Annotated in this window: 23 protein-coding genes; 7 read left to right on the top strand and 16 right to left on the bottom strand. The window is 37.4% G+C overall.

Translation table 11 applies throughout. The annotated features are described in order from the left end of the window. Positions 1-189 precede the first annotated feature (189 nt). The 8 genes from mqo to LB467_RS15430 form a co-directional block, all read right to left on the bottom strand. Positions 190-1,725 (bottom strand): malate dehydrogenase (quinone), encoded by a 1,536-nt coding sequence (gene mqo, locus LB467_RS15465; RefSeq protein WP_224474958.1) that lies wholly within the window; start codon positions 1,723-1,725, stop codon positions 190-192. A gap of 61 nt (positions 1,726-1,786) precedes the next feature. After that, positions 1,787-3,061, bottom strand: a complete 1,275-nt coding sequence (locus LB467_RS15460) for an L-lactate MFS transporter (protein WP_224474957.1) — start codon at positions 3,059-3,061, stop codon at positions 1,787-1,789. 170 nt (positions 3,062-3,231) lie between these two features. After that, complete coding sequence (locus LB467_RS15455) at positions 3,232-3,993, bottom strand: DUF4369 domain-containing protein (protein WP_224474956.1); 762 nt, start codon at positions 3,991-3,993, stop codon at positions 3,232-3,234. A 52-nt stretch (positions 3,994-4,045) separates the two neighbouring features. Continuing rightward, positions 4,046-5,311, bottom strand: a complete 1,266-nt coding sequence (locus LB467_RS15450; RefSeq protein WP_224474955.1) for a DUF819 family protein — start codon at positions 5,309-5,311, stop codon at positions 4,046-4,048. A gap of 74 nt (positions 5,312-5,385) precedes the next feature. Beyond that, positions 5,386-6,195 (bottom strand): HAD family hydrolase, encoded by an 810-nt coding sequence (locus tag LB467_RS15445; RefSeq protein ID WP_224474954.1) that lies wholly within the window; start codon positions 6,193-6,195, stop codon positions 5,386-5,388. Next, positions 6,195-6,362 (bottom strand): Arc family DNA binding domain-containing protein, encoded by a 168-nt coding sequence (locus LB467_RS15440; protein WP_070053311.1) that lies wholly within the window; start codon positions 6,360-6,362, stop codon positions 6,195-6,197. Before LB467_RS15440 ends, LB467_RS15445 begins: the two co-directional genes overlap by 1 nt. Before the next feature lies 1 nt (position 6,363). Next, positions 6,364-7,311: an alpha/beta hydrolase family protein gene (locus LB467_RS15435; protein ID WP_224474953.1), complete on the bottom strand. Its 948-nt coding sequence runs from the start codon at positions 7,309-7,311 to the stop codon at positions 6,364-6,366. Positions 7,312-7,321: 10 nt separating this feature from the next. After that, the gene (locus tag LB467_RS15430; RefSeq protein ID WP_224474952.1) at positions 7,322-8,182 is read right to left on the bottom strand and encodes an SPFH domain-containing protein; all 861 of its coding nucleotides are present in this window, start codon (positions 8,180-8,182) and stop codon (positions 7,322-7,324) included. A 162-nt stretch (positions 8,183-8,344) separates the two neighbouring features. On the opposite strand from LB467_RS15430, the gene LB467_RS15425 reads away from it, so the two are divergent. Continuing rightward, complete coding sequence (locus LB467_RS15425; RefSeq protein ID WP_224474951.1) at positions 8,345-9,127, top strand: S1/P1 nuclease; 783 nt, start codon at positions 8,345-8,347, stop codon at positions 9,125-9,127. A gap of 57 nt (positions 9,128-9,184) precedes the next feature. Here LB467_RS15425 and LB467_RS15420 read toward each other — a convergent pair whose 3' ends face one another. Next, positions 9,185-9,769, bottom strand: coding sequence for an alpha-ketoglutarate-dependent dioxygenase AlkB family protein (locus LB467_RS15420; RefSeq protein ID WP_224474950.1), 585 nt, complete (start codon positions 9,767-9,769; stop codon positions 9,185-9,187). A 2-nt stretch (positions 9,770-9,771) separates the two neighbouring features. Beyond that, positions 9,772-10,131, bottom strand: a complete 360-nt coding sequence (locus LB467_RS15415) for a DoxX family protein (RefSeq protein WP_224474949.1) — start codon at positions 10,129-10,131, stop codon at positions 9,772-9,774. A gap of 136 nt (positions 10,132-10,267) precedes the next feature. Here LB467_RS15415 and LB467_RS15410 point away from each other — a divergent pair, with 136 nt between their 5' ends. After that, positions 10,268-12,481, top strand: a complete 2,214-nt coding sequence (locus LB467_RS15410; RefSeq protein ID WP_224474948.1) for a response regulator — start codon at positions 10,268-10,270, stop codon at positions 12,479-12,481. A gap of 205 nt (positions 12,482-12,686) precedes the next feature. Here the strand turns inward: LB467_RS15410 and htpG are convergent, their stop codons facing one another. Next, positions 12,687-14,573: a molecular chaperone HtpG gene (htpG, locus tag LB467_RS15405; RefSeq protein ID WP_224474947.1), complete on the bottom strand. Its 1,887-nt coding sequence runs from the start codon at positions 14,571-14,573 to the stop codon at positions 12,687-12,689. Positions 14,574-14,797: 224 nt separating this feature from the next. On the opposite strand from htpG, the gene LB467_RS15400 reads away from it, so the two are divergent. Further along, complete coding sequence (locus LB467_RS15400; RefSeq protein WP_224474946.1) at positions 14,798-15,472, top strand: TetR family transcriptional regulator C-terminal domain-containing protein; 675 nt, start codon at positions 14,798-14,800, stop codon at positions 15,470-15,472. 21 nt (positions 15,473-15,493) lie between these two features. Beyond that, positions 15,494-16,804 (top strand): ABC1 kinase family protein, encoded by a 1,311-nt coding sequence (locus LB467_RS15395; protein WP_224474945.1) that lies wholly within the window; start codon positions 15,494-15,496, stop codon positions 16,802-16,804. Positions 16,805-17,083: 279 nt separating this feature from the next. Here LB467_RS15395 and LB467_RS15390 read toward each other — a convergent pair whose 3' ends face one another. Further along, positions 17,084-19,540 carry a S9 family peptidase gene (locus LB467_RS15390; protein WP_224474944.1) on the bottom strand — a complete coding sequence of 819 codons (2,457 nt, stop codon included), beginning with the start codon at positions 19,538-19,540 and terminating at the stop codon, positions 17,084-17,086. A gap of 137 nt (positions 19,541-19,677) precedes the next feature. Between LB467_RS15390 and LB467_RS15385 the strand changes: the two genes are divergently transcribed. Next, positions 19,678-20,688 (top strand): 3-oxoacyl-ACP synthase III family protein, encoded by a 1,011-nt coding sequence (locus tag LB467_RS15385; RefSeq protein ID WP_224474943.1) that lies wholly within the window; start codon positions 19,678-19,680, stop codon positions 20,686-20,688. A gap of 90 nt (positions 20,689-20,778) precedes the next feature. Here the strand turns inward: LB467_RS15385 and LB467_RS15380 are convergent, their stop codons facing one another. The 3 genes from LB467_RS15380 to LB467_RS15370 all read right to left on the bottom strand — a co-directional run bounded on the left by LB467_RS15380 (position 20,779) and on the right by LB467_RS15370 (position 22,014). Continuing rightward, positions 20,779-20,970, bottom strand: coding sequence for a hypothetical protein (locus LB467_RS15380; protein WP_224474942.1), 192 nt, complete (start codon positions 20,968-20,970; stop codon positions 20,779-20,781). Beyond that, positions 20,963-21,208 (bottom strand): putative signal transducing protein, encoded by a 246-nt coding sequence (locus tag LB467_RS15375; protein WP_224474941.1) that lies wholly within the window; start codon positions 21,206-21,208, stop codon positions 20,963-20,965. Before LB467_RS15375 ends, LB467_RS15380 begins: the two co-directional genes overlap by 8 nt. A gap of 77 nt (positions 21,209-21,285) precedes the next feature. Then, complete coding sequence (locus LB467_RS15370) at positions 21,286-22,014, bottom strand: hypothetical protein (RefSeq protein ID WP_224474940.1); 729 nt, start codon at positions 22,012-22,014, stop codon at positions 21,286-21,288. A gap of 241 nt (positions 22,015-22,255) precedes the next feature. Here LB467_RS15370 and LB467_RS15365 point away from each other — a divergent pair, with 241 nt between their 5' ends. Both LB467_RS15365 and LB467_RS15360 read left to right on the top strand, forming a co-directional pair. After that, positions 22,256-22,810, top strand: a complete 555-nt coding sequence (locus tag LB467_RS15365) for a fasciclin domain-containing protein (protein ID WP_224474939.1) — start codon at positions 22,256-22,258, stop codon at positions 22,808-22,810. A gap of 130 nt (positions 22,811-22,940) precedes the next feature. Next, positions 22,941-23,525, top strand: coding sequence for a DUF4136 domain-containing protein (locus LB467_RS15360; protein WP_224474938.1), 585 nt, complete (start codon positions 22,941-22,943; stop codon positions 23,523-23,525). 166 nt (positions 23,526-23,691) lie between these two features. On the opposite strand, the gene pheT is transcribed toward LB467_RS15360, so the two are convergent. Next, a complete protein-coding gene (pheT, locus tag LB467_RS15355; RefSeq protein ID WP_224474937.1) occupies positions 23,692-26,118 on the bottom strand; it encodes a phenylalanine--tRNA ligase subunit beta in 2,427 nt (808 codons plus the stop codon). Between the last annotated feature and the right edge of the window lie 113 nt (positions 26,119-26,231).

Here is a 26,231-nt window from a genome sequence, read left to right as displayed (position 1 = left end):
GCAATAACATATATAAGTCGCGGTTAATCAGCATTTAAAATACGAAAAAAGGAGTAAAAACACTACGGCTTCTACTCCTTTTTACTCACTTTAATTCAATTTCTTCAGGGACTTTTTCAGTGCCCTCATTTTTTTGAGAGGTTTTTTGTTTTCAGGTATTTTGGATCAATTTGTTTCTAAAATGGATGATTAATGCAGAACATCTAATTCTAGCTTTTTAGAAGAATTCGCCTGTACTTTTTTAAATTGGCTTTTATTCCCCTCAATATTCTTATTCCAGAACGGAATCATTTTTGAAAGTTTTTGTTGCCATTCTTGCGAAGTAACTTTTTCAGGGAAGGCGATATTTATTACTTCTAACATTATGGAAACTGCAACCGAAGCCCCGGGGGAAGCGCCCAATAATGCGGTGACAGAACCATCTTTGCTGTGTACTACATCTGTTCCGAATTCTAAAACTCCGCCCTGCTCTTCATCTTTTTTGATGATTTGAACCCGCTTGCCTGCTACTTTTAATTCCCAGTCTTCTGCTTTTGCATTCTTAATAAAAACCCTAAGTTCTTCCATTCGATCTCCGTGATCCATTGTCACCTGCTTCATAAGATATTTAGTGAGCGGTAAATTATGCCAGAAAACTCCCCACATAGAAGGAATATTCTCTTTATTTATACTCTTTGGAAGGTCCATTTTTGATCCTTCTATTAAAAATTTAGTGGTGAATCCTGCAAAAGGGCCAAAAAGTAATTCTTTCTTTCCATTTATATACCGTGTATCCAGGTGAGGAGTGGACATGGGTGGCGCATCTGGTCCCGCTTTACTGTAAACTTTACCTGAGTGTTCTTCTATCACTTCCCTGTTTTTGCAAACCAACCATTGGCCGTCAACGGGGAAACCACCATAGCCGTCTTTTTCGTCAATTTCAACTTTCTGTAATAAGGGAAGTGCGCCTCCGCCGGCCCCAATGAATACGTGTTCTGCATCGTAATACGTTACTTTTCCGTTATCCAGATTTTGAGCTTCAATGGTCCATTCAAGGGTTTCATCGGGATCAACATCCAGTACATCATGATTTCTTAAAACCGGAACATCAAATTGTTCTTCCAGAATCTTAAAATATTGTCTTGTTAAGCTTCCAAAATTCACTTCCGTACCTATTTCCATTCGGGTTCCGGCCATTTTCTCATTCTCTCTTCCTTCAGTGATTAGAGGAAACCACTCTTGTAATATAGCCGGATCTTCAGAAAATTTCATTTCTTCAAACATTGAAGTTTCTGTAAGAGCTTCAAATCTTTTTTTTAGGAAATTAATATTATTTTCTCCTGTAACCCAGCTGTGATGAGGAACCGAATGAATAAAATGTTGAGGGTCCTTAATAAGTTTTTGCTCGACGAGATAGGCCCAGAACTGCTTGCTGGTTTCAAATTGACTAAAAATTTCAATTGCTTTGCTAATATCAATGCTGCCATCGGGTCTTTCTGGAGTATAGTTGAGTTCACAAAGCGCTGAATGCCCGGTTCCGGCATTATTCCAGGCAGCTGAACTTTCTTTTGCAACCTCACTTAACTTTTCAAAAATGATTATTTTAAGTTTGGGATCGATTAATTTCAGCATTAATGTGAGGGTCGCGCTCATTATGCCACCGCCTACGCAAATAAGATCGTAGTTATTTTCTTCGAGTACTTTTTGATTCATAGCCTGCTTTTTCTCAAATTTAGAAAAAGACAAAGCCAATCTTAGCCAATAAAATATTAAAGCTAGTGGGTTTTAAACAATCTCTAACTAGTGTTTAATCTGATGTGGTAGCTTTATACTGAACTTTTTTATGCTCAGCTCTAACTTTTCCAACACTTCGGTTTAGCAATAAACTAATGATTAATGCGATAATGATTAGCGCTGTAAAAACATAAAACACCGGAATGTAACTTCCTGTTCTCGTATAGATTTGTGAAACCAGGGTAGGACCAATGAGGCCTCCTAAAGACCAGGTTGTAAGGAGATAACCGTGAATTGCACCAAGTTCTTTAGTTCCGAAGAGATCGCCTATAAAAGCAGGAAGGTTAGAAAACCCACCACCGTAACAACTAACCACAAGGAAAATAAAGATTTGGAAGATAAACGCGCTGGTGATTATAGGCAATGTGATAAAAGCAACGAGCTGAATTACGAAGAAGATAATAAAAACCTTTGGACGTGAAATATAATCTGAAGCCGCAGCCCAACCTAATCTTCCACCGCCATTAAATATTCCCATGATACCAACCATAGTAGCCGCTGCGCCTGCGGATAGGCCTACAATATTCTGGGCCATTGGGGAAGCTACAGAGATCATCATAATTCCGGCGCTGGTATTTATAAGCATCATCGTCCAGAGCATCCAAAAATGTTTGGTTTTAACCGCTTCACCTGAAGTTGCCTGGGTTAAGTCTCTTTTTATTTTCCTGGTTCCGGCTTTAACTTGTGCTTTCATTCCTGCCGGCATCCAGTCTTTTGGCGGTGGGGCAATATAAGAAGCGCCCAGCATCATTAAAATAAAATAGGAAGCTCCTAAAATGTAAAAGGTAAAGCTAAGCCCTATAGATTCTATTAGGCTGGCAGCAACGGGAGCCGTTATTAAAGCACCGGTACCAAACCCCAGAACTGCCATTCCGGTTGCTAAACCCCTTTTGTCTGGAAACCATTTTACCAATGTTGAAACGGGTGATATATAACCAATCCCAAGCCCGAGTCCGCTTAATAATCCATAAGAGAGTAAAAATCCCGTTAAAGAATCCATAGAAATAGCGAATCCTGAACCGGCCTGGCCTAAACCAAATAAAACAGCAGCTAACATAGCCGATTTCCTGGGTCCGCTCCTTTCTACAAATTTCCCGAATAAAGCTGCAGAACCACCACCTAAAACCATCATTATTGTAAATGCTGTGGTAACTGAAGCCAAAGACCAACCTTTGCTTTCAACAAGGGGCTGGGTGTAAACACTGTAGGCATATGCTGCACCAATGGAAATATGAATAAAAACTGCCGAAGCGGCTATTAGCCATCGGTTTTTCATAGTAGGATTCATCTATAAGGAATTTTTCAAGCTTGTAATACTATTACGCTTAATGCGACAACAAGTATAAGTTTTTATTGCGGAAATATAGATAAAATGCCTTTTTTATTAGGGATGAATGGATAAAAAAAGCCCGGAATTTGAGAACTACGGGCTTTAAATTTAATAAAACTGAAGCTGCTTTAACTTACGTCTTCTGTGTTTTCATCAATATCTTCAGGCTGAATGTTTTCAATTTCTTTTTCTTCAGCTTTTCTTTCTTTTAGGAAATCTTTTAATTCTTTACCATAAAGCGATTTTTTCACTTTGGGTTCTAAAGAATTATAGATAGTATCTAAATATTTAATGTTGGCATCAAACACTTCAGAAAGTGCCAAATATGGAGCTACTTCCAGGTCCTTATTATTGATCGCGAAATTAACGGTATAGAGATATTTTCTTTTAAGCAGGCTTTCATATTGCTTATCTATAGCTATCAATTTCTCTTCATCCTCGTCCCGTTGTGCTTCAAAATTTTGCTGAATAAGCTCCAGGTTTTTATCATTAAAGCGTTGCATCATTGTGCGATATTCTACCAGCTTTTCCTGGTTTTTGGCACCGGTTATTTCTGCATCTGTCACAAAATTCTCTAAAGTGGTGTTGATAGTTACTTCACCTTCCTCAGCAAAGAAATCTATGCGATCGTCATACTGGGAGTTATCAACTTTTTTAAGATAAAGGAACATGACCTGCGGACTTTCAATAAAAGTTTCCAGACTTATATTCGCATTACCGTTTACTACTACTGAATCAAGGTCTACCATAAGGGTGTCATCTATCTTTTGAAGATAAACGGTTCCTTTTTTAAGGCCTTCAATATTGGCATTTACGACAAGGTTGCTTTCTTTATTGTTACAGGAACTAAGGGCAATAACAGCCAGTAAAAGAATGCTAATTTTTTTCATTTTTCAGGTTTCTGATTTAGGCGGCAAATATCTTATAATTTTCGATTTTAAACTAACTCCCGGCGGCGATTTGCATTAAAATAGTAGTAAGAATTGCGCCGTAAGTTCCAACTACATATCCAAAAACTGCAAGTAAAACACCTACAGTTGCAAGTGATGGGTGAAATGCTGCGGCCACTACCGGTGCCGAAGCTGCACCTCCTACGTTCGCCTGGCTTCCCACTGCCAGGAAAAAGTAAGGTGCTTTAATAAGTTTAGCAGTAACAAAGAGAAAAATAACGTGTATAGACATCCATATAAGTCCGATGCCGATTAGTCCCGGGTTATCGAAAACCATCCCCAGGTCCATTTTCATCCCTATGGTGGCTACCAGGATATAAATAAAGATGCTGCCAAGTTTACTGGCTCCCGCACCTTCGTATGTTTTAAATTTGGTGAAAGATAGGCCTATTCCAATAGCAGTTGCTATGGTAATCATCCAGAAGAAAGAAGATGAAAACGAGGAAAGAGCACTTTTACTATCATTAAAAATCTCAAAATTTGAAGACAGGTAAACTGAAATTTCATCGGCTCCCCAATGGGCAATTCCTACGGTTACAAAAGCAAGAGCAAGCATGATCATATAATCCGGTAAACTTGGATTTCTGGTTACACTGGCCGCATAATTTGACACTTTGTTTTTCAGTTCGGTAATTGCTGAATTATCGGCTTTTAGCCATTTATCAATTTTTTCAGTCTTGCCAATTCCCATTAATAATCCGGCCATAAGCAGGTTGGCAACTACAATATCTACCAGGACCATGCCGCCGTAAAGATCGGGGTTGTATTCGTATATTTCCAGCATTGCGGCCTGGTTGGCTCCGCCACCAATCCAACTACCGGCAATAGTAGAGAGACCACGCCAAATAGCATCGGGGCCAGCGCCGCCAATGGTTTCGGGGGATATAGCTGAAACAATTATAATGGCTAAAGGGCCTCCAAGAATAATTCCTACCGTACCTGCAAAAAACATAATAAGCGCTTTAGGACCCAGGTTAAAGATAGCTTTCAGGTCTATACTCAAGGTCATTAGCACCAGGGCGGCCGGTAACAGGTATCTACTTGCTACAAAATAAAGTTGTGAAGTGCCATCGTCTATTAATCCCAGGGAATTGAATATCGCCGGAATTAAATAACACATTAAAAGCGCCGGCACTATGCCATAGAATTTTTTCCAGAAGCCTTCTTTTTTGGAAGAGGTATAAAACACAAATCCCAAAGCGAGCATTAGAAGTCCAAAAACTATAGCATCATTGGTGAAAACCGGTGTATCTTCCATGGAGAATTTTTATAGGCGGCGCCAAAATACGATTTTTCTTAAACTCTTTTTAAAGATTTAAAGCAATCCTATTTTTAGATTTTGAACAATTCTTTTAAGCTGTTGGCAACGCCGTCTTCCTTTCCACTTTGGGTTACGATATTTGCCACTTCCAGAACCTCTTTTCTTGCATTACCCACGGCAACGCCCATTCCTACGCCCTTTATCATTTCTACATCATTATAGTTATCTCCAAAAGCGATGGTTTCCTCCGTGGTGATTTTGAAGTGATTTTTCAATAAAAATTTAATTGCCGTAAGTTTTGAGATCTCTTTGTTGGCAATTTCAAGATAAGTTGGTTTTGACCTATATAAATGAAGCTGGTTGGGGAATTCTTGCACTAAATAATCTTTAATAGCATCTATATGGGCTTCATCTCCCATCGCCATTATTTTATGTGCACCTTTGTTCTCTTGCTTCCATTCTGAAACCACTTCCCGGTTAGATCTTAGCTCGGGCTTCACTTTTGTATTGTTTTCTTCCCTGGCCGCCCATTGATCGTGTTGAGGGACATACCATTCGTCACTATGATAGAGACTTAAATGGCAATTCATGCTTTTATTGAAGTCGCAAAGGCTTTCAATTGTATTGAGGGGAATTTCAGTAGAACTTACTGCCAAGCCGTCTATCAGAATTAATCCGCCGTTATAGCAAATTATGGGTTGGTTTTCTATGGCGAGATCGGCTTGAAGGTGGCGCATTGCTGCCGGCATTCTTGCTGAAATTAGAACAAATGGCAATCTATCTTTTAACTCTTTTATGGTTGAAATCGTGGCGGGAGACAATACCCTGTCGTGGTTTAATAAAGTTCCATCTATGTCTGAAAAAACGATCTTATAATTCATTATTCTTCTTTTTTATTTTTTGGGTGGCGATTTGCTTCTTTTAGGGCTTTATTTAGCATCCACTCGATCTGCCCATTGGTACTCCTGAACTCATCAGCAGCCCATTTTTCAATGGCTTTCAGCATTTTCTCATCGACTCTAAGGGCGAATGCTTTTTTATTACTCATTTTATTTATTTTCCAGATTTTTAATAAAATCAGTTAAAACCGGAATTACATCAGGATGCAGTGGCTTTTCAGGATTGTTATAACTAGCCAGGTTTTGATCTTTTTCTTCTTCCTTAATTTCTCTGAAAACGTGGTTCATATCTTTTAGCATCACCAATTCTGAATTAGGAGCTGCTTTATGCAACATTTCGGCCTGTTCTTCTTTTACCTGAAGATCTCTTGTTCCCTGAATTATTAAAACAGGAATCTTAAGTTTTGCAATTTCTTCGGATGGATCGTGTTGCATCCAGGAAGCTAAAAAAGCCTGATTCGGGGGACTAAAAAGTGATCCTAATATCTTAGGATATTCAGCAGTACTTCCGTTTTTCTTGATTTCCTGAAGGCTTTTGTTGATATCGTCTTTAAGTGTAGGAAGTTGTGCTAAAAGTTGCTCAGTCAGAATATGTTCTATACTCTTCCCCGGGCCAGCAATAGAAATAAATGCATCAGCATTATCTTTTGCTGCTAACATCCCTATTAAAGAACCCTGGCTGTGCCCTGCAACGATTAAATTGCTGAAGTTCCTTTCGTTTTTAAAATGACCTAGAATATTCTCTACATCTGTTACAAAATCATCAAAAGAAATTGATTCTAAATTCAATTCCTTTGCTTTAAGACTGCGTTTATCAAACCTAAAACTTGCGATTCCTTTATCGGCTAATTCGTAAGCTAATTTCTTAGCAAAATCACTTTTATTAATCATTCCTTCCGGGGAATTTCCATCACGATTTGCAGGCCCTGAACCCTGAATAAAAATAACAAGCGGAGGATTTTCCGCAATAGGTGAAAGAACGAGAGTTCCATCGGTAAATTTATCGATAGTAATCTCTTCTTCAGTAAAAGTCAGTTGCGCAAAAGCAGTTGCGCTTCCGAAGAAAATTAAGATAAAACTAAGTTTTAAATTTCGCATTTACTTTCTCTTAATGATTTAAAGTCCCGGCATTTACAACCGGGGTGGCATCTTTGTCACTGCACAGCACAACCATTAGGTTACTCACCATTGCGGCACGTCTTTCGGCATCAAGGTCTACCAGTTCTTTTTCGCTAAGCTGGTGCAGGGCCATTTCTACCATACTCACAGCGCCTTCAACAATCTTGTGACGCGCAGCAACAATAGCGGTTGCTTGCTGGCGTTTTAGCATTGCGCTGGCGATCTCGTTGGCGTAGGCCAAATAACCAATTCGGGATTCCAAAACCTCAATCCCGGCAATGTTTAAACGTTCTTCCAGCTCTTTTTCCAGGGCTTCACTCACTTCATTTACACTGGATCGCAAGGTGATATCTTCGTCTAAACCTTCATCGGCAAAATTATCATAAGGATAGAGACTGGCAAGTTTTCTAACCGCGGCATCTGTTTGTACCACGACAAAGTTTTCAAAATTATCTACATCAAAAGATGCTTTGTAAGTATCGAGTACCCGCCATACCAGAATAGTGCTTATCATCACGGGATTCCCAAGCTTGTCATTCACTTTTAAACGTTCACTGTCAAAATTACGGGCCCTTAGAGAAATTTTCTTTTTGGTGTAAAATGGGTTTACCCAAAACAGGCCGTTGTGTTTTACCGTGCCTTTATAATCTCCAAAAAGCAACAAAACCCTAGATTCATTTGGGTTTACAAGAATCAATCCCGGAAGGATAAACAGCGCGATAATAATTCCTAAAATAAACCAGGCATTATTTAAAACGAAAAAACCGATAATGCTCCCGAAGAATAAAATTAAAAAAACAAACAGCATTATGTAACCGTTTGAGGCCTTGAGTTCTTTTTCCTGAGTCATGATATTTTAAAGTTATTTGATATTAAATTGATATCATAAATATATTGTATTAATTCAAATCATGAAAAGATTTAACATTAAAAAAATATGCGCTTCTTTATATTTGCTAAAATTCTAATGGGGATAAGTTTTTATCTTCATAATCTTTAAAAATTTCTTTAGATGAAAAAATTACTGATCCTTGTTCTAGTTGGATTAATTGGAAACACTGGTTTTGCGAATGATAATGACTGGGGAAAAACCGGGCATCGTGCAACCGGAGAGATTGCTGAAAACTACCTAAATAAAAAAGCCAAAAAAGCGATAGATAAAATACTAAACGGACAGGGTTTGGCTTTTGTCGCAAATTATGCCGATGATATTAAAAGTGACCCTGATTTCAGGAAATACAATCCCTGGCATTATGTGAATTTAGCTGAAGGTCAAACCCAGTACAACGAAGAAACCGCAAATCCGGATGGAGATCTTTACCAGGCGATATTGAAATGCAAGGAAGTATTGAAAGATGAAAATGCTTCAAAAGAAGATAAACAGTTTTACCTGAAAATGTTAGTGCATTTTGTAGGGGATCTTCACCAACCTTTTCACGTGGGTAGGGCAGCCGATAAAGGTGGGAACGACATACAAGTGCGCTGGTATAATGAAGGTTCTAATATTCACCGGGTTTGGGATAGTAATATGATTGATTCTTACCAGATGAGTTATACCGAACTTGCCGCAAATACTAAACAATTAAATCGGGCTCAAATTAAAGCTATTGAAGAAGGAGAAGTTATTGACTGGGTTTATGAATCTGGCGAAATGGCGCAAGAGCTTTATGATTCGGTTGAAATAGGGGAAAAATTAGGTTATGAATATATGTACAAAAATTTACCAACTGTTCTAAAACAATTGCAAAAAGGAGGAATTCGTTTGGCGAAAATACTAAACGAGATTTACGGATAATAAAGTTTATCTCAAATAAACAAAAGCCATTGCGGACAAGTGTTCGCAATGGCTTTTTTATTGAACTTTTCTAAACGTAAGATTGATTCTGGAGGCGACTTCTTTTTTTGTTTTAGGAAGTTGGTGTTTCCAGAAATGCTGCATACTACCCTCCATAATTAGCAAGCTCCCGTGCTGGAGATCAATTTTTTCTTTCAGGTTCTTGTTGGTTTTATGTTTAAACTGAAAACTACGAACGCCACCTAAACTTATGGATGCAATTACGGGGTTTTCACCTAAAACTTTTTCATCATCTGCGTGCCAACCCATACTATCGTTGCCGTTTCGGTAGAGATTGGCGAGACAGGTGTTAAAGTTAAATCCTGAAAGATTTTCGGTTTGTTGTTTTAATTCCAATAATTCAGCTGAAAAACTTTCCGGTTTTAATTGGAGTCCCGAATAGGTATAGGAAATCCCTTTTTCAGCAAAAAAAGCGGTTAAACGTGGCTGCGGAATTTCTTTTCCGAAGAGCTTTATGTTCTGCTGTTTCCAGGGAATTTCTTTCAGTAATTTTTCAAGTAGAAAATCGGCTTTTTCAGGATTTAAAAAATCGGGAAAATACTGCAACTCTGCATCGGGTAAACTAAAGGATTCAGATTTCATCTTTAAAACTCTAAATAAAACCAGGCCCAATACATAAGAAAAAACTGAAGTGGAATTCTTAGAATTAAAGCCCACTTTGGGATTCCTGCAGCAGCTTTTTCCGAAGAAAGCATATAAAAATGCACCAGGAGAAAAACCAGTAACATTAAAATAATTCCGTAGACCGCGAGGTCTTTGGTTTCAGGGAAAAACAGGAGGAAACCCAGGAGAATTTCGGCCAGGCCGCTTAAAAAAACCAGAGGTTTATGCACCGGTAAGTAACGCGGCATAATGCGCATATACATTTTAGGCTTTATAAAGTGAATTGTTCCGGCCACGATATACATCGCGCCCATTAGATAAAGGTGCCAGGGATATTGCATATTTTAAAGATAAAAATATATTTTCATGGCCGTCTATTTTTTTATAATATTATCTGTCTAAAGCTAGAAATCTTGTGTATTTCACTAATTTACAGTAATTTTCGACACCCTTTCTACAAACTAACTTATTAGAGTATTGAAACATAATTACCCACTACTTATTTTTTGTTTACTAGGTCTTAATTTGCTTTCGGCGCAAGAAAGCGAACCCGTTTCTAAAGATAGCCTTGAGCGCTTAAAAAATATTACTTCAGAATATTTAGGAAAATACAATTATAAAGAAGGGGTAGAGCATGCTTACCTTTTACTTGATCATGCTGATAAGGCTAATGATAATTACTATAAGTTTCACGCTTATAATGCCCTGGGAAGCGCTTATAATGAATTAAAAGATACACTTAGGGCAAAGAGAAGTTATTTGCAAGCACTGGATTATGCAAGAGATTTAAAGAATGACACCCTGTTAATTTACATTTATAATAACCTGGGTAATATCTATTCTGAAGAAAAGGGGAACGAAAAGAAAGGAATTGAATATTACAACAAGGTAATAGATCTCGCAGAAGCGCTTGGTATAGAAAATGAGAAGTTATTTCCTACCGCTAACATTGCCTGGACCTATATGGATGCCAAGGAATATTCCCGTGCTTATCCTTATTTAAAAGAATCCTTAAAGCTTTTAGAGCTTGAGGAAAATAATAATGCCCGTTCTCAACTTTATATGTTATTTGGGAGGTACCATCACAATACTCGAAATCTGGATTCGGCTAATTATTATTTTAAAGAAGGTCTTCGATTGGCTGAAAAAGATAGTCTGGCCCTTCCAATTGCTCTTATAAGTAAAGATTATGCCAGTATGCTTTTTGAGAACGGAGATTTTGAAGAAGCTTATAAAAACCTTCAAAAGTATGATGATTATAATTCCGAACTTTTTGAAAATGAAAAATTAGCTCAGATACAAAATGCCAATGCTCGTTTTGATGTAAATGAGTACCGCCGTAACCTGGAAATTTCCAGGAAGGAAAAAGCTTATCAGGATGAATTGATCGAAAAATCTACGGAGAAGATACTGATCATGGTAGTGGCTTCGCTTATTCTAATTGTAATTCTTCTTATCTTAAATAAAATAAATCAGGATAGAAAGAAACTTATTTATGAGCTTAAGGAAAAGAATACTCAGTTAATGGACTCACGTGATAATGCAGAACGTCTCTCTAAATTGAAAACCGAATTTTTATCTACTGTAAGTCACGAGTTAAGAACACCACTTTATGGTGTTGTGGGGCTTACATCTTTATTGTTAGATGATAAAAGCCTGAAAAAGCATGAGAGCGATTTAAAATCCTTAAAATTTTCAGCCGATTATCTTCTGGCGCTTATTAATGATGTTTTACAAATGAACAAAATGGAATCTGACCAGGTGAAGTTGGAGAATATTCCGTTTAATATTGAAGAATTGGTGCTAAGTATTGTAAATACTTTTGAATTTACCCGCCTTCAGAACAAAAACAAACTGCATTACCATATAGACAAAGAAATACCGGTAGACCTTATTGGAGATCCTGTGAGGCTTTCCCAGGTTCTAATGAACCTTGTAGGGAATGCCGTGAAATTTACAGAAAATGGTAATATTTATATAAATGTAGAATTACAGGCGAGGGTAGAGGATAGATCGGTAATCTATTTTGAGGTGAAAGATGATGGAATTGGCATTCCGAAAAGTAAACAAAAAATGATTTTCGAAGATTTTTCCCAACTTAAATCTTCCAATTATAATTACCAGGGCACCGGATTGGGCTTGCCCATCGTTAAACGTTTGCTGGAATTATTCGATTCCCAGATTCATTTAAAAAGTAAAGAAGGCGAGGGATCGGTTTTTTGTTTTAGTTTAAGTCTTAAGGAAGATAAGGCTCCCGTTAAAAAGGCCGGGTTTGCGCACGAAGTTTACTTAGATAATCTAAAAGAGGCGCAAAAAATCCTCGTTGTAGACGATAACCGAATTAACCAGGTGGTAACGAGAAGAATTCTGGAAAAGCAAAATTTTGAATGTGTTGTTGCGGCAAATGGTGTAGAAGCTATTGAAAGAGCATCGGCAGAATATTTTGATCTTATTTTAATGGATCTAAATATGCCGGGCATTAATGGGATGGAAACAACCAGGCGCATTAGAGAGTTTAATAAGCACGTACCTGTGGTTGCCTTAACCGCCGTAGAAATAGAGGAAGTTAGAAATGAAATTCACGAGGCGGGGATGAACGATATTATTGTAAAACCCTACGATGTAGAACGTTTTTATCAAATTATCAAGCGTAATTTAAGCCTGAATTTAGAAGAAACAACCAAAAATTAGAACGCTAATCGTTTAGTTCTTTGTATTATTCTGATTAAATCTCTTCCTTAATAAAATAAGAAGGCCTGAAAAGTCTTGTCATCGTCAAGCTGTCCCGAAGCTTCGGGATTGTTTCAACTTCTAACATCTTAGATCCTGAAACAAGTTCAGGATGACGACTTCAACAGCTTTGCAGACCTTCTTGAAGCTTTCCGTTAACCGGAAATTATTTTACCATATCAAAACTACGTTTTACGAAATTGGTTAGCTCTTCACCTTTAAGCAGGTTTTGAGATAATCTCGCCAAATCTAAAGAATGCTTAATTAAGCGTTCCTGTTTCTTCTCGGTTTTAGTATTTAGAATATCAGAAATTAACGGGTGATTGGTATTTACCACCAGGTTGTACATTTCCGGCATATTGCCCATACCAAACATTCCGCCACCACCGGTTTGCTGCATCTCTTTCATACGACGCATAAACTCCGGTTGCGTGATCAGCAATGGCGCTGCATCGCTGTCCATAGCTTCAAGCTGTACGGTATATTTTTCCTTCGGAATTACTTTTTCGAAATCTCCTTTTAACTTCTCTTTTTCTTCATCAGAAAGTTTTGAAATTTTCTCTTCGTCTTTTTTGATAAGGTTATCTACCTGATCTGAATCTACCCGAACAAATGTGATCTTTTCTTTTTCACCTTCCATTTTTTGAAGCAGGTGAGAAATAATTGGAGAATCTAACAACAGCACTTTGTATCCTTTGGCTTTTGCCGCTTCAACATAACTGTGTTGCTCATCCTGGTTAGAAGCGTAAAGCACAACCAGGTTTCCGTCTTTATCGGTTTGGTTATCCTTTATTTTCTCCTGTAGTTCTTCGAAAGTGAAATATTCGTTCTCTACCGTTGGGTAAAGAGCAAATTTCTGTGCTTTTTCATAGAATTTGTCTTCAGAAAGCATTCCGTATTCAATAACGATTTTAATGTCGTTCCATTTCTGTTCAAAATCCTCACGATTGTTATTGAAAAGAGATTTCAGCTTATCGGCCACCTTACGGGTAATGTAGCTTGAGATCTTTTTTACAGCACCATCTGCCTGAAGGTAAGAACGGGAAACGTTCAAAGGAATATCTGGAGAATCGATTACCCCACGAAGCATCGTCAAGAATTCAGGAACAATTCCTTCAACATTATCGGTTACATAAACCTGATTCTGATAAAGCTGAATTTTATCTTTCTGGATATTCATATCCTGCGTCATCTTAGGAAAATAAAGGATCCCGGTAAGATTGAAAGGATAATCTACATTAAGGTGAATATGGAATAAAGGCTCTTCGAACTGCATCGGGTACAATTCGCGGTAAAAACTCTTATAATCCTTATCCTCTAAATCGGTTGGCTGCTTTGTCCATGCCGGTTCAGGGTTATTGATAATATTGTCTACGGTTTTGGTTTCCGCTTCGGCATCTTCTGGAGCGTCTTCGGGAAGAGGTAAAGTTTCTTCCTTGGTTCCAAATTTAATTGGGATTGGCATAAACTTATTATACTTTACCAATAATTCCTGAATCCTGTTTTCTTCTAAAAACTCTTCGTCTTCCTCATTTATATGAAGGATGATTTCAGTACCGCGTTCTTTTTTATCGGCATCTCCAAGTGTGAACTCGGTTGTTCCTTCACAAACCCAATGTGCTGCAGGATCGTCTTTGTAAGATTTGGTAATGATCTCTACTTTATTAGCTACCATAAATGCTGAGTAGAACCCAAGACCAAAATGACCGATGATTCCGCTGTCTTTTGCAGAATCTTTATATTTTTCAAGGAATTCTTCAGCGCCAGAGAAAGCTACTTCGTTGATGTATTTCTCAACTTCTTCTTTAGTCATCCCTACTCCCTGGTCTATAACATGAAGTTTCTTTCCTTCTTTGTCTACTTTCACCTCAATTACAGGATTACCGTATTTTACATCGGTTTCCCCAATATCGGTAAGGTGTTTTAGTTTTAAAGTCGCATCTGTTGCGTTAGAAATCAATTCCCTTAGAAAGATTTCATGATCACTGTAAAGAAATTTCTTTATCAGTGGGAAAATGTTCTCTACAGAGACATTAATTTTTCCGGTTGCCATATATTTTCGTTTTAATACTATTTATTGTTGCTAACCTATAGTCAAAAAAAATACCATTAAAACTCCGCTGACAAACTGACATAGCTTGTAATTAATCAGTCACTTCCCCGTCTAAACTTCTGAATTACAATTTTAACCATCAGGGATATTTTAACAAACATTTTGTTTAATATTATGAGTTAAAACTTAAACAAAAGATTATCTTTGGAAAAGAAATAAAAGTTATGGCGACAACCAGTAATAAAAAAACAACCACTAAAAAGGTTTTAGATAAAGACAGGCTTCTTACAATGTATATGGATTATGTGTTGGAGCAGGAGCGTAGACCTAAAACCGTTTATAAGTTTTGTAAGGAGAATAAAATTAAGGAAGAGGAATTCTATAATTTCTACGGAAGTTTTGAAGGATTACAGAAAGGAATTTGGGAGCGCTTTTATGAGCACACGATGAACATGATCAATAAAAGTCCTGAATTTGACAGCTTTTCTAATAGAGAAAAAATGCTCACTTTCTATTATACATTCTTTGAGATGCTAACCGCAAATAGAAGTTATGTATTGTTTTCTCTTAAAGAGCACGAAAGTCAATTAAAAAACCTTCAACAATTAAAAGGTTTAAGAAAAAATGTGAAGTCTTTCGCGACAGATCTTATTCAGGATGGAAATTCAGACAAAGCAATATCAGCTTTACAACAATCAGAAAGGATATTTTCTGAAGCAACCTGGGTACAGCTAATGTTTTTAATGAAATTTTGGATGGACGATAATTCTCCCCAATTTGAAAGCACCGATGTTGCAATAGAGAAATCGGTAAACACTGTTTTTGATGTGTTCGACAACACCCCACTGGAACGGGTTATAGATTTAGGAAAATTCCTCTGGAAAGAAAAAATGGCTTAATAAAGTCTACCCCAAACTACAATGAAAACTATAGATAAAATACCAACGGGCAAGATTGGCCGAACTTCAAAACTGGTGCAAACCGGGGTGAAGTTGGGAGGCAATTACCTTAAATATTACAGCAAAAGAGCTTTTGATTCTGAGCTTACCCGCGATGAATTAGATCAAAGCAATGCAGATGATATTTATGATAGCCTTAAAAGCTTAAAAGGAAGCGCGCTTAAAGTAGCACAAATGCTTTCTATGGAAAAAAGCCTTTTACCAAACGCTTATGTAGAGAAATTTAGCCTGGCGCAATTTAGTGTGCCACCGCTCTCTGCGCCTTTGGTAAGAAAAACTTTTAAAAAATATAACGGAGCTTACCCTGAAGAACTGTACGATAAATTTACGTCTGAATCTGTGAATGCGGCCAGTATTGGCCAGGTTCACAGAGCCGAGAAAGATGGGAAAAAACTTGCTGTGAAAATTCAATATCCCGGCGTTGCAGATAGTATAAGTTCAGATTTGGCGATGGTTAAACCCATTGCTACCAGAATGTTTAATCTTCAGGGTAAGGATTCTGCAAAGTATTTTAAAGAAGTTGAAGGGAAATTACTAGAGGAAACCGATTATATCCTGGAAGTAAAGCAGAGCAAAGAAATTTCTCAAGCCTGTGCTCACATTCCAAACCTGAAGTTTCCTAAGTATTATGAAGATCTATCCAGTGAGCGGATTATCACTATGGATTGGATGGACGGGAAGCACCTTAGCGAATTTGCTAAAGAGAATAACGATCAGGAAAAATCTAATAAGGTAGGGCAGGCGCTTTGGGATTTTTATATGTTCCAAATGCATGACTTAAAAGAAGTGCATGCCGATCCTCACCCCGGGAATTTCCTGATTGATAAGGATGCTAACCTTATCGCGATAGATTTTGGTTGTATAAAGCAGGTGCCCGATGATTTTTATGTACCCTATTTTGAACTGGCGAAAAAGGAAAACATCAATAATCCTGAGTTTTTTAATAAGAAATTATTCGAACTGGAAATATTGAGAGAAGACGATTCTGAAAGGGAAATCAAATATTTTTCAGAATTATTTTATCAAATGCTGAATTTGTTTACGAGTCCGTTTCACGAAGAAACATTTGATTTTGCCGATGAGACATTCTGGAATTCAATAACAGCACTCAGCGAGAAATACAGTAAAGACACTGAATTGCGAAAAATGAACGGAAACCGTGGAAGTAAACATTTCTTGTACATTAATCGTACATTTTTCGGTCTGTATAATTTACTGCACGATCTTGAAGCAAAGATCGAGGTAAACAAGTTCCGCGATTATATGTCATAATTGTTGGTTTTATTTATTGGTTAGGTTGTGGAGAAGCGTTATTACCGTCCCTGGTAATGGCGCTTTTCCTATTTTAGTTATTATAAATGACATTTAAAACAGAAAAGGCTGTTTAGGAAGTTTTTAAAATTGTCATCCTGAATTTATTCAGGATCTAAGATGTTGTTTGTGGAAACATGTTAGAATCCCGAAGTAAATTCGGGATAAAGTCTGAAACAAGTTCAGCTTGACGACAATAAGACTTCTCAAACAGCCTAAATAAGCTTATAAACCTAATCTTTAATCCTTCAATTCTGCCGAAGCTTCAATGCTTCCACCTTCTTTATTTTTCACATATTTCTCTAACCATTGATCCTGTTCCCAAAGTACGTGCAGAACAGATTCTTTGGCACTGTAACCGTGACTTTCTTTTGGTAACATGACCAAACGTGCAGTTGCACCCAATCCTTTAAGCGCGTTAAAATAACGCTCACTTTGCATAGGATAAGTCCCCGAGTTGTTATCGGCTTCCCCGTGAATTAGCAGCAATGGTGTTTTCATCTTATCAGCGTGCATAAAAGGAGACATGTTGTAGTAAACTTCTGGTGCTTCCCAGTAACTTCTTTCTTCACTCTGAAAACCAAACGGAGTTAAGGTTCTATTGTAAGCACCACTTCTGGCGATTCCTGCTGCAAAAAGATTGGAATGTGATAACAGGTTTGCCGTCATAAAAGCACCATAACTGTGGCCACCCACGGCAACACGATTACGATCTACATAGCCCATTTCGGCTACGGCGTCTATGGCAGCTTTTCCGTTTGCAACCAATTGGTCTCTAAAACTGTCATTTGGTTCCTCTTCACCTTCTCCAATAATTGGGAAGGAAGCATCATCTAATACCACATAACCTCTATTTACCCAATAGATTGGTGAACCATAATAGGGATATGTAAAATCGTTGGCGTTTGAAGTGTTCTGTGAAGCCGAATTTTTATCCTTGTATTCTCTCGGGTAAGCCCAAACTATCATAGGATGTTCTTCAGGATTTTCTTTGTCAAAGCCTTCAGGAAGGTAAAGTGTTCCGTTCAGCTCTAATCCGTCCTCTCGTTCGTAGGTAATTACTTCTTTACTAACATTTTCAAGGCTTTTAAAAGGATTTTTAAAAGAAGTAATTTGAGTAAGGTCTTCTTTATCATTTATATCCCTGATATAATAATTAGGATATTCGGTAGCCGATTCTATCCTAACCAAAATTTCTCCGTCTTCAATGTCCAAAGCTTCAACCAGGGTTTCTTTCTTATCGTTGTATTCAGACTGGTATAAACGTTGGGTTTTTCCACTTTCCAAATCAATTTTATCGGCAAATGGAAACTGACCTTCATCGCTATAACCGGCTCCAAGTAGAAAAGCATCTTCACCATCTAATTTTAAAACATTTTGACCGTATTTATTTTTAGTAGTTACAAATCTGCCGGGATCACTGTATTGATCCTGGTAATTTCTGTCAAAAATCACTTCAGGTTTTTCTGAAGCATCAGAAGGGTTAAAAACATAAGTTCTTGTGTTTCGGTTATTCCACCAGTAATCATTAGCGATAGCGATTTCATCATTTCCCCAGGTAATTCCAGAAAAACGATCTTTTGTTTTCAGGATGAATTTTCCTTCCCCTTTAAATGGTGCCTCTAAAACAAAAACTTCATCTCTGAAATCAACTTGTACTTCAGGATCACCTTCGTCTAAAGCCTTTACATAAACCAGGCTGGCAGGTTTATCATTTCTCCATTGTACGCTTCTTCTTCCGGTTTGTGTAGACATAAAACCTTTGGGTAGGTCTTCTAACAACGGTTCGTCATTAACCTGGTTTACTAAATCTCCCGTTATTGAATAAATGTATGTTTCGGAAGGAAATCTGTAATAAGGAACCAAATAGGAAAATGGTTTTTTAATATGATTAAGCATTACATATTCCCCGTTGGGAGAGAATGAAACACTACTGTACATTTTAGCATCCATCCATTTTTCTGAAGTTCCGTCTAAATCTACTTTTACTAATTCTGAACGGGCTAATTGTTCAAAATTATATTCATCATTAGGATTCTTGAGCAAATCCTGGTAGGTACGGTTTTGTGCTTCTTTTCCGTCACTTACTGAAACAGTAGGCCCGGTAGGAACTGCGGTTTCGGTATCTATTAAAGCTTTACGATCTTCCGGAAGCATTTTCACTAATACCGAAGAGTTATCTTTAAACCAGTTAATCACATCACGCATATTTGCGTTGAGGTTTGCCTCAGTGAGTTTTCTAGCCTGGGCATTTTCAATATCCATTACCCAAAGCTCAACTCCGGTATTTGTGGTGTGGGTAAAAGCGATCTTAGATTCATCTGGAGACCAGTTGAAATTCGCTAAACGTGGGTTTTCGGGAAGTCCCAGAACCTGCTTTGGTGCATCAGCATCAACAGGTTTTACTTCCAGATTATTATAATATCTAGCTCGGCTGCTAATATTGGTCACGGGATTAATTCTTAATCCGCCAAGCCTTAATTCCTCTTCGCTTAATTCAGCGATAGTTTTGTATTGATCGCGATATAGAAAAATCATCATCTCTCCATCGCTGTCCAAAATAGTGGAGGGCGCTAAGGGTACATCTACCAGATCCAGAATTTCCTGTGGTGGTTTTTGGTAGGTTAAATTTTCCTGGGCAAAAAGTGCAGGAAAAGTCAGTAATAAACTAAAAATACTTAAAATAATTTTTCTCATAAATTGTGGTTTTTGAAAATAAAAATAAAAATGTGTCATAATCGCAGTAATGTTAATCTTTACTATATTGCGGACCCATTTTTTATTAATGCTTAAATTTAAATGGAATAAGGTCTAAATATACTAAACAATAGAATATGTATCAATCTAAAATAGCCGGAGTTGGTAGTTACGTGCCAGAAAATGTTGTTACCAATGATGATTTGGCGAAAATAATGGATACCAATGATGAATGGATTCAGGAAAGAACTGGTATCAAAGAACGTCGCCACATTAAAAAAGGCGATGGAAATTCTACCGCCAAAATGGGTATGAAAGCTGCTAAAATTGCTATTGAACGTGCTAAAATTGATAAAGATGATATAGACCTGATTGTTTTTGCTACGCTAAGTCCAGATTATTATTTTCCCGGCTGTGGCGTGCAGGTGCAGGAAATGTTGGATATAAACACCTGCCCGGCTTTAGATGTGAGGAACCAGTGTAGTGGTTTTATCTACGCACTTTCTACAGCCGATCAATTTATAAAAACCGGGATGTATAAAAATGTGCTGGTTATTGGAAGCGAAAACCATAGCGGCGGACTCGATTTTACAACCCGTGGGCGTTCGGTTTCGGTGATTTTTGGAGATGGAGCGGGAGCAGTGGTTTTAACCAGAAGCGATCACAACGGTGAAGGCATACTTTCTACACACCTTCATTCTGAAGGGAAGCACGCTTTGGAACTTTCTTTAAAGGGACCAAGTACAGAGCACTGGGTTCCTGAAATTATTGCTAAAAATCCCCAGGGAGATGATATCCCTTATTATCCATATATGAATGGGCAATTTGTTTTTAAAAATGCGATTCAGCGTTTTTCTGAAGTAATTATGGAAGGTTTAAAAGCCAACGGACTTGAAGTGAAGGATATTGATATGTTGATTCCGCACCAGGCGAATTTGCGTATTTCACAGTATGTTCAGCAGAAATTCAAATTAAACGACGAGCAGGTGTATAACAATATTCAGAAATATGGAAACACTACTGCAGCGTCAATTCCTATTGCTTTATGTGAAGCCTGGGAAAAAGGAAAGATCAAAAATGAAGATATAGTAGTACTTGCAGCCTTTGGTAGCGGATTTACCTGGGCAAGTGCGGTGATAAGCTGGTAAGAATAATTGATTAAAATAAAAAGGTCATTTCGTTCTTTGCGGAATGCCCTTTTTTATTGAATAATATTTAGTGATTTAGTCTGATTTTATTTAAACTTTTTTGAAATACCTAAACAGATCGTAGATCCCAAAAATAATAAATCCTACCGCGAGTATTAAACCAAAATTATCGATTTCAGCTGCGGTTAGGTGCGTATAAAGTCGGTAGATACCATAAACAAGAAAAAGTATTCCCAGGATTAAATACCATTTATTGCGTTTTCCTCCTTTGAGGTTACTCATCTTTGTAATCTTTTGGGAAGGTTGTTTTTGCGATGTTGAGTGCTTCATCGTAATGATTTTTCACCACAAAGAGCTGAACCTGTCCCGGTAGGCCACCGCCAAATCCGGCACGTAAACCTGAATCAAAATCGTTTCTAACGCGTGAGTTAATTCCGGCTTTATCAAATAATTCCTGTAAGTATTGAACATTGGGATCCGAACCCGTATATACTCTTTCGTAAGATTCGTCTGAACTCATAATTTATAGTTTTTAGTACTATCTAAAATACGAAGAACAATATAGCTCTTAAGGTATTTTATACAGAGTTTAACGTTCTAGGCGTTATAATATTTACTTCGCCAAATAGCCGAACTAAAATTCTTTCCTTTTTTAAATCCATAAAAAATAGAAAGCCCGGAAACCCACTTAAATACAAAGAAAAAGATCATAAAAAACTGGGTTGTGGTTTGCTGCGGTGAGAAAAGCCCATCGGGAATTAGTAGCGCAATTAAAAAGCTTAATACAAATAGAAAACCGATAAAGTTTTCAAGATGTTTAAAGGGCCACATCATAACTTTCCTCAAAGGATGTAAGTCATTGCCCCATTTGTGTACCAGGTAAAAATAGTCGTTCCCCATTGGGGTAAACATAAGGGGATCATCAGCATTTTCGAGTTTAAACAGTTTAGATGGTGCTACAATTTTAAAGCCCTTCAGCGTAATTTGTTGTTGCTTTTCTAAAGTTTTAATTTTTACCAGGGTTTCATAAGGAATTTTACCTTTAAAATATTTACTGTCTAAAAAACGCAGTCGATAATCAATACAAAGTTTCTCAATATCTGAAAGATGAAAAATCCTATTACTTTCTAATAAATCCAGGTCAAAATTATTAATTCCGTCATTTCCATCGTGAATTTCCTGAAGGATAGCTTCCTCCTTTTCTGATTCACGCTCAAAGATTTCCTGTACTTGCAGCAGAATATTTTCAGAAGAAATCCTTTTTTTACGGGATTTGTATAACTGCTCTTCCAGATTCGTGCGGGGCAAACCTAACTTCAACTTCATTTTCTTTTTCTTTAGCATCTGTCACTAAATTAAGTAATTAAGATGATTTCTGCAATCCTATTTTTTCAGTTTTACGTGATGTTAAAACTATCCTAATTGGATATTTTTAAAAATTGTTTAACTACATTAAGATTAAATTAGACAAAAATTAAAATGAATGAAATTTGATTTTTTGCTTTAAAATTAAAACCGAAGCACTTTAAATCTCGTTTATTTAATAAACCATTTAAAAATTATTGTTATGAGAAATTTAAAACATTTAGGAATTATTTGTTTCCTATTTATCGGTGGGACTTTAATGGCCCAAAACGGATCTACCATGGTAGGCGGTGCAGAAATGTATCCAAGCAAGAACATTGTGGAGAACGCTTCACAATCTAATGATCATACTACTCTGGTAGCCGCAGTAAAGGCTGCTGGTTTGGTTGAAACTTTACAGGGTGATGGCCCATTCACCGTGTTTGCACCTACCAATGCTGCTTTTGAAAAACTGCCTGCGGGAACGGTAGAAACTCTATTAAAACCAGAAAACAAAGAACAACTTCAGGCTGTCCTTACTTACCACGTGGTAGCGGGTGATTTTAGTGCTAACGATGTAGTTGCGGCAATTAAAGAGGGTGATGGAAAAGCTTCTTTTGAAACCGTAAACGGCGGTAAACTTTATGCTATGATGGACGATGGCAAAGTTAAACTAAAAGATGGTTCAGGAAATGTAGCTACCGTGACCATTACTAACGTAAATCAGTCAAACGGGGTTATTCATGTAATTGATACTGTAGTATTGCCAGGGAAATAGATTGCTATTGAAAAAGAAAAATTAAAGAGCGACCAATTTGGTCGCTTTTTTCTGTTAATTAAATATCAAATAGGGGATATCCCTTTTTTAATCCTAACGGAAGGCCTATTTTCAATTAAAATTGAGATATATGAAAAAAATTAAACTACTTATTACGCTAATCATAGCAGGCGCCTTTATAATATCTTGCGGCTCCGGAAGCAATATTTCTAAAGAATCTGCCAAAAAATTAAAAAATTATAGCACCTATTCTTATCTTCCAAACAAGGACACTATTTTGAGTCGGGATTATGATAATGATCGTTTACACGAGGTTATCATATCTACGATAAACGATAATATGTCCAGCGAAGATTTTGCGATAGATAACCGTCAACCCGATGTGTTGGTATATGTGCACACTATGTTTGATGAGAAGGTAGATGTGAATGCGAATCCTGTTTACACCAATTTTTCATATTATCGTCCCGGCCATTATATAGGTCCTTATTATAAGGATTACACTTACGAGAACTATTTCACAATTCAACGTATTGGTGCCGATGCAGCAATTAAACAATTGCCTTATAAGGAAAAATCTATTGTTATAGATTTTATAGACCGTAGAAGTAATCAAATCTTATGGCGGGGAACCGCTGATGAAGAAATTGGTTCAAGAAGGTTAGAAAGAGACCTGAGAAATTATGTAGATGAAATCTTTAAAAACTTTCCATAATTTCTCTTAGCAGGAAATAAAAATTGGCTGTTTGAATCATATTGCCGACGTCACTCTGAACTCGTTTCAGAGTCCAAGATTAAATCTAACTTAAATTAGATTAGAACCTGAAATAAATATAGGTTGACGTAAAAATGGAAATTCAAATAGCCAATTTTATATATTATTATCTCAACTCAGCCTGAAGCTCATCTTCAAACCTTTGCTGCAGTTTTTTCATCATTTTATCTACCTGTTTATCGGTAAGGGTTTTGTTTTCGTCCTGAAACTTAAAACTCACCGCGTAACTTTTTTTCCCTTCGGGAAGATTATTTCCCTGGTAAACATCAAAAAGAGCAACTTCTTTTAAAAGTTTTTTCTCTGTTTTAAGGGCGATCTCCTCAATCTCTTCGTAGGAAATATTGTTATTAAGCAATAATGCAAAATCACGTCTTACAGCAGGATATTTAGGGATTGCGCTAAAACTTGTTTTTCTGGCTTTAGTTACTTCCAGTAATGCATCCCAGTTAAAATCGGCATAAAGCACTTCCTGTTCTATATCAAAATGCTTCAAAACTTTTTTCCGAATTACTCCGAAGGCAACCAGGTTATTTTTTGCTGAAGAAAATATCAGTCCTTCAGAAAACACATCAGATTTTACTGCGGAAGGCTTTAAATTTTCAATGCCCAGTCTTTGGAAAATAGATCGAATTACCCCTTTCAGCAAAAAGAAATCGGTTCTTCCTGAAGTGGCATTCCAACGTTCGGCACTTCGGTTTCCACTAATGAAAATTGAAAGGTGTTTATTCTCTACGCGGCTGCTATTAAAATTGTGGTAAGTTTTTCCGAATTCAAATAATTTAAGATCGCTGCGCTTTCTGTTGATGTTATAACTCACAGACTCCAATCCTGAGTATAACATAGATTGTCGTAAAACTGAAAGATCCTGACTTAAAGGATTCAGCATTTTTACATTGTGAGATTCTTTAATTTGCTCACTTAAATTTGTGTAAGCTGGTGTGGTAAGCGAATTGGCCATAGTTTCATAAAAACCCTGTCCTACTAACTGGTTCGCAATTAAATTCTGAAGGCGATAATCTTCAAATTTAGAAGAATTGGCTACTGAAGCATTCAGTTTATCACCAAATTTAATATTGTTGTACCCATATACCCTTAAAATTTCCTCGATCACATCAGCTTCACGCTGCACATCTACACGATAAGATGGAATGGTAAGTCCCATCCCGGTTTCGGTCACATTATTTACCCTGATTTCAAGGGAAGCAAGGATAGATTTTATAGTTTCTTCTTGAAGATTTTCTCCAATGAGTTTATTCACTTTATCAAAAGTTAAGAAAACCTGAAAATCTTCAATTTTCTTCGGGAAAAGATCATCGATATCGCTGGTAACTTCACCGCCGGCAATTTCGGTAATTAAAAGTGCGGCGCGTTTTAGAGCATATTCAGTAATGTTAGGGTCAATTCCGCGTTCAAATCTAAAGGAAGCATCTGTATTTAAACCATGTCTTTTTGCGGTTTTTCTTACGCTCACCGGATTAAAATAAGCGCTTTCCAGGAAAATTTGTGTGGTAGCCTCGGTTACTCCGCTGGTTGCTCCACCAAAAACTCCAGCTATACAAAGTGGTTTTTTAGCATCACAAATCATTAGATCCTCTTCGTGAAGTTCACGTTCCACTTCATCTAGAGTTGTGAACTTTGTTCCTTTTTTAAGGGTTTTTACATTAATCTCATTGCCGGCAATTTTCGCCGCATCAAAAGCGTGTAGAGGCTGGCCGAGCTCATGCATCACATAATTGGTAGCATCTACCACATTGTTTTTTGGCCCAAGACCTATTGCTTTTAATCTATTTTGTAGCCATTTTGGCGATTCATCAACTTTAAGTCCGGAAATTGTAACTCCGCAATATCTTGGAGCAAGTGCCGAATCCTCGACCTGAATCTGGATTTTAAGACTTCTATTATCTACATGAAAACTACTAACTGACGGAGTGATAAGCTCTAAATTCTTACCCTGTTGGGTATAGCCAGCTTTAAGATCCCTGGCAACGCCCCAGTGGCTCATAGCATCGGCACGGTTTGGGGTTAGGCCAATTTCAAAAACCTGGTCGTTCTCTACATCAAAAATGTTGGCTACCGGGGTTCCGGGAGCAAGATCGTCTTGCATCACCATAATCCCTTCGTGGCTTTGGCCAAGGCCAATTTCTTTTTCAGAACAGATCATTCCAAAACTGGCTTCTCCTCTAATCTTTCCTTTCTTAATTGGCCAGGCTTCCCCGCTTCCATCATAAAGGGTAGTGCCAATAGTCGCTACCGGAACCTTTTGTCCCGCTGCAATATTTGGAGCACCACAAACAATTTGTACCTGCTCCCCATTTCCAAGATCTACGTTGGTAAGTTGTAACTTATCAGCGTTTGGATGACTTTTGCATTCCAGCACATGCCCAACAACAATTCCTTCAAGGCCACCTTTAATGCTTTGAAAGACCTGTAAGCCTTCTACCTCGAGGCCCAGATCGGTGAGCAATTCCCCTGTTTCTTCTGGAGCTTCCGGAAGTTTAATAAATTGTTTAAGCCAGTTATATGAAATTTTCATGTCTCAATATTTTCAGTTCGCAAAGATAGTATTACGAATAGTTTTGGCATAATTTCAAATTTTAATTTTATACCTTATTTCAGCAATATTGAGAAAAAAGAAAGGAGCGACCT

It is taken from the genome of Salegentibacter tibetensis (assembly GCF_020164485.1).
GTDB lineage: Bacteria > Bacteroidota > Bacteroidia > Flavobacteriales > Flavobacteriaceae > Salegentibacter > Salegentibacter tibetensis.
The sequence above is the reverse complement of the archived record's forward strand: the minus strand, read 5'-3'. Positions and strand labels throughout refer to the sequence as shown.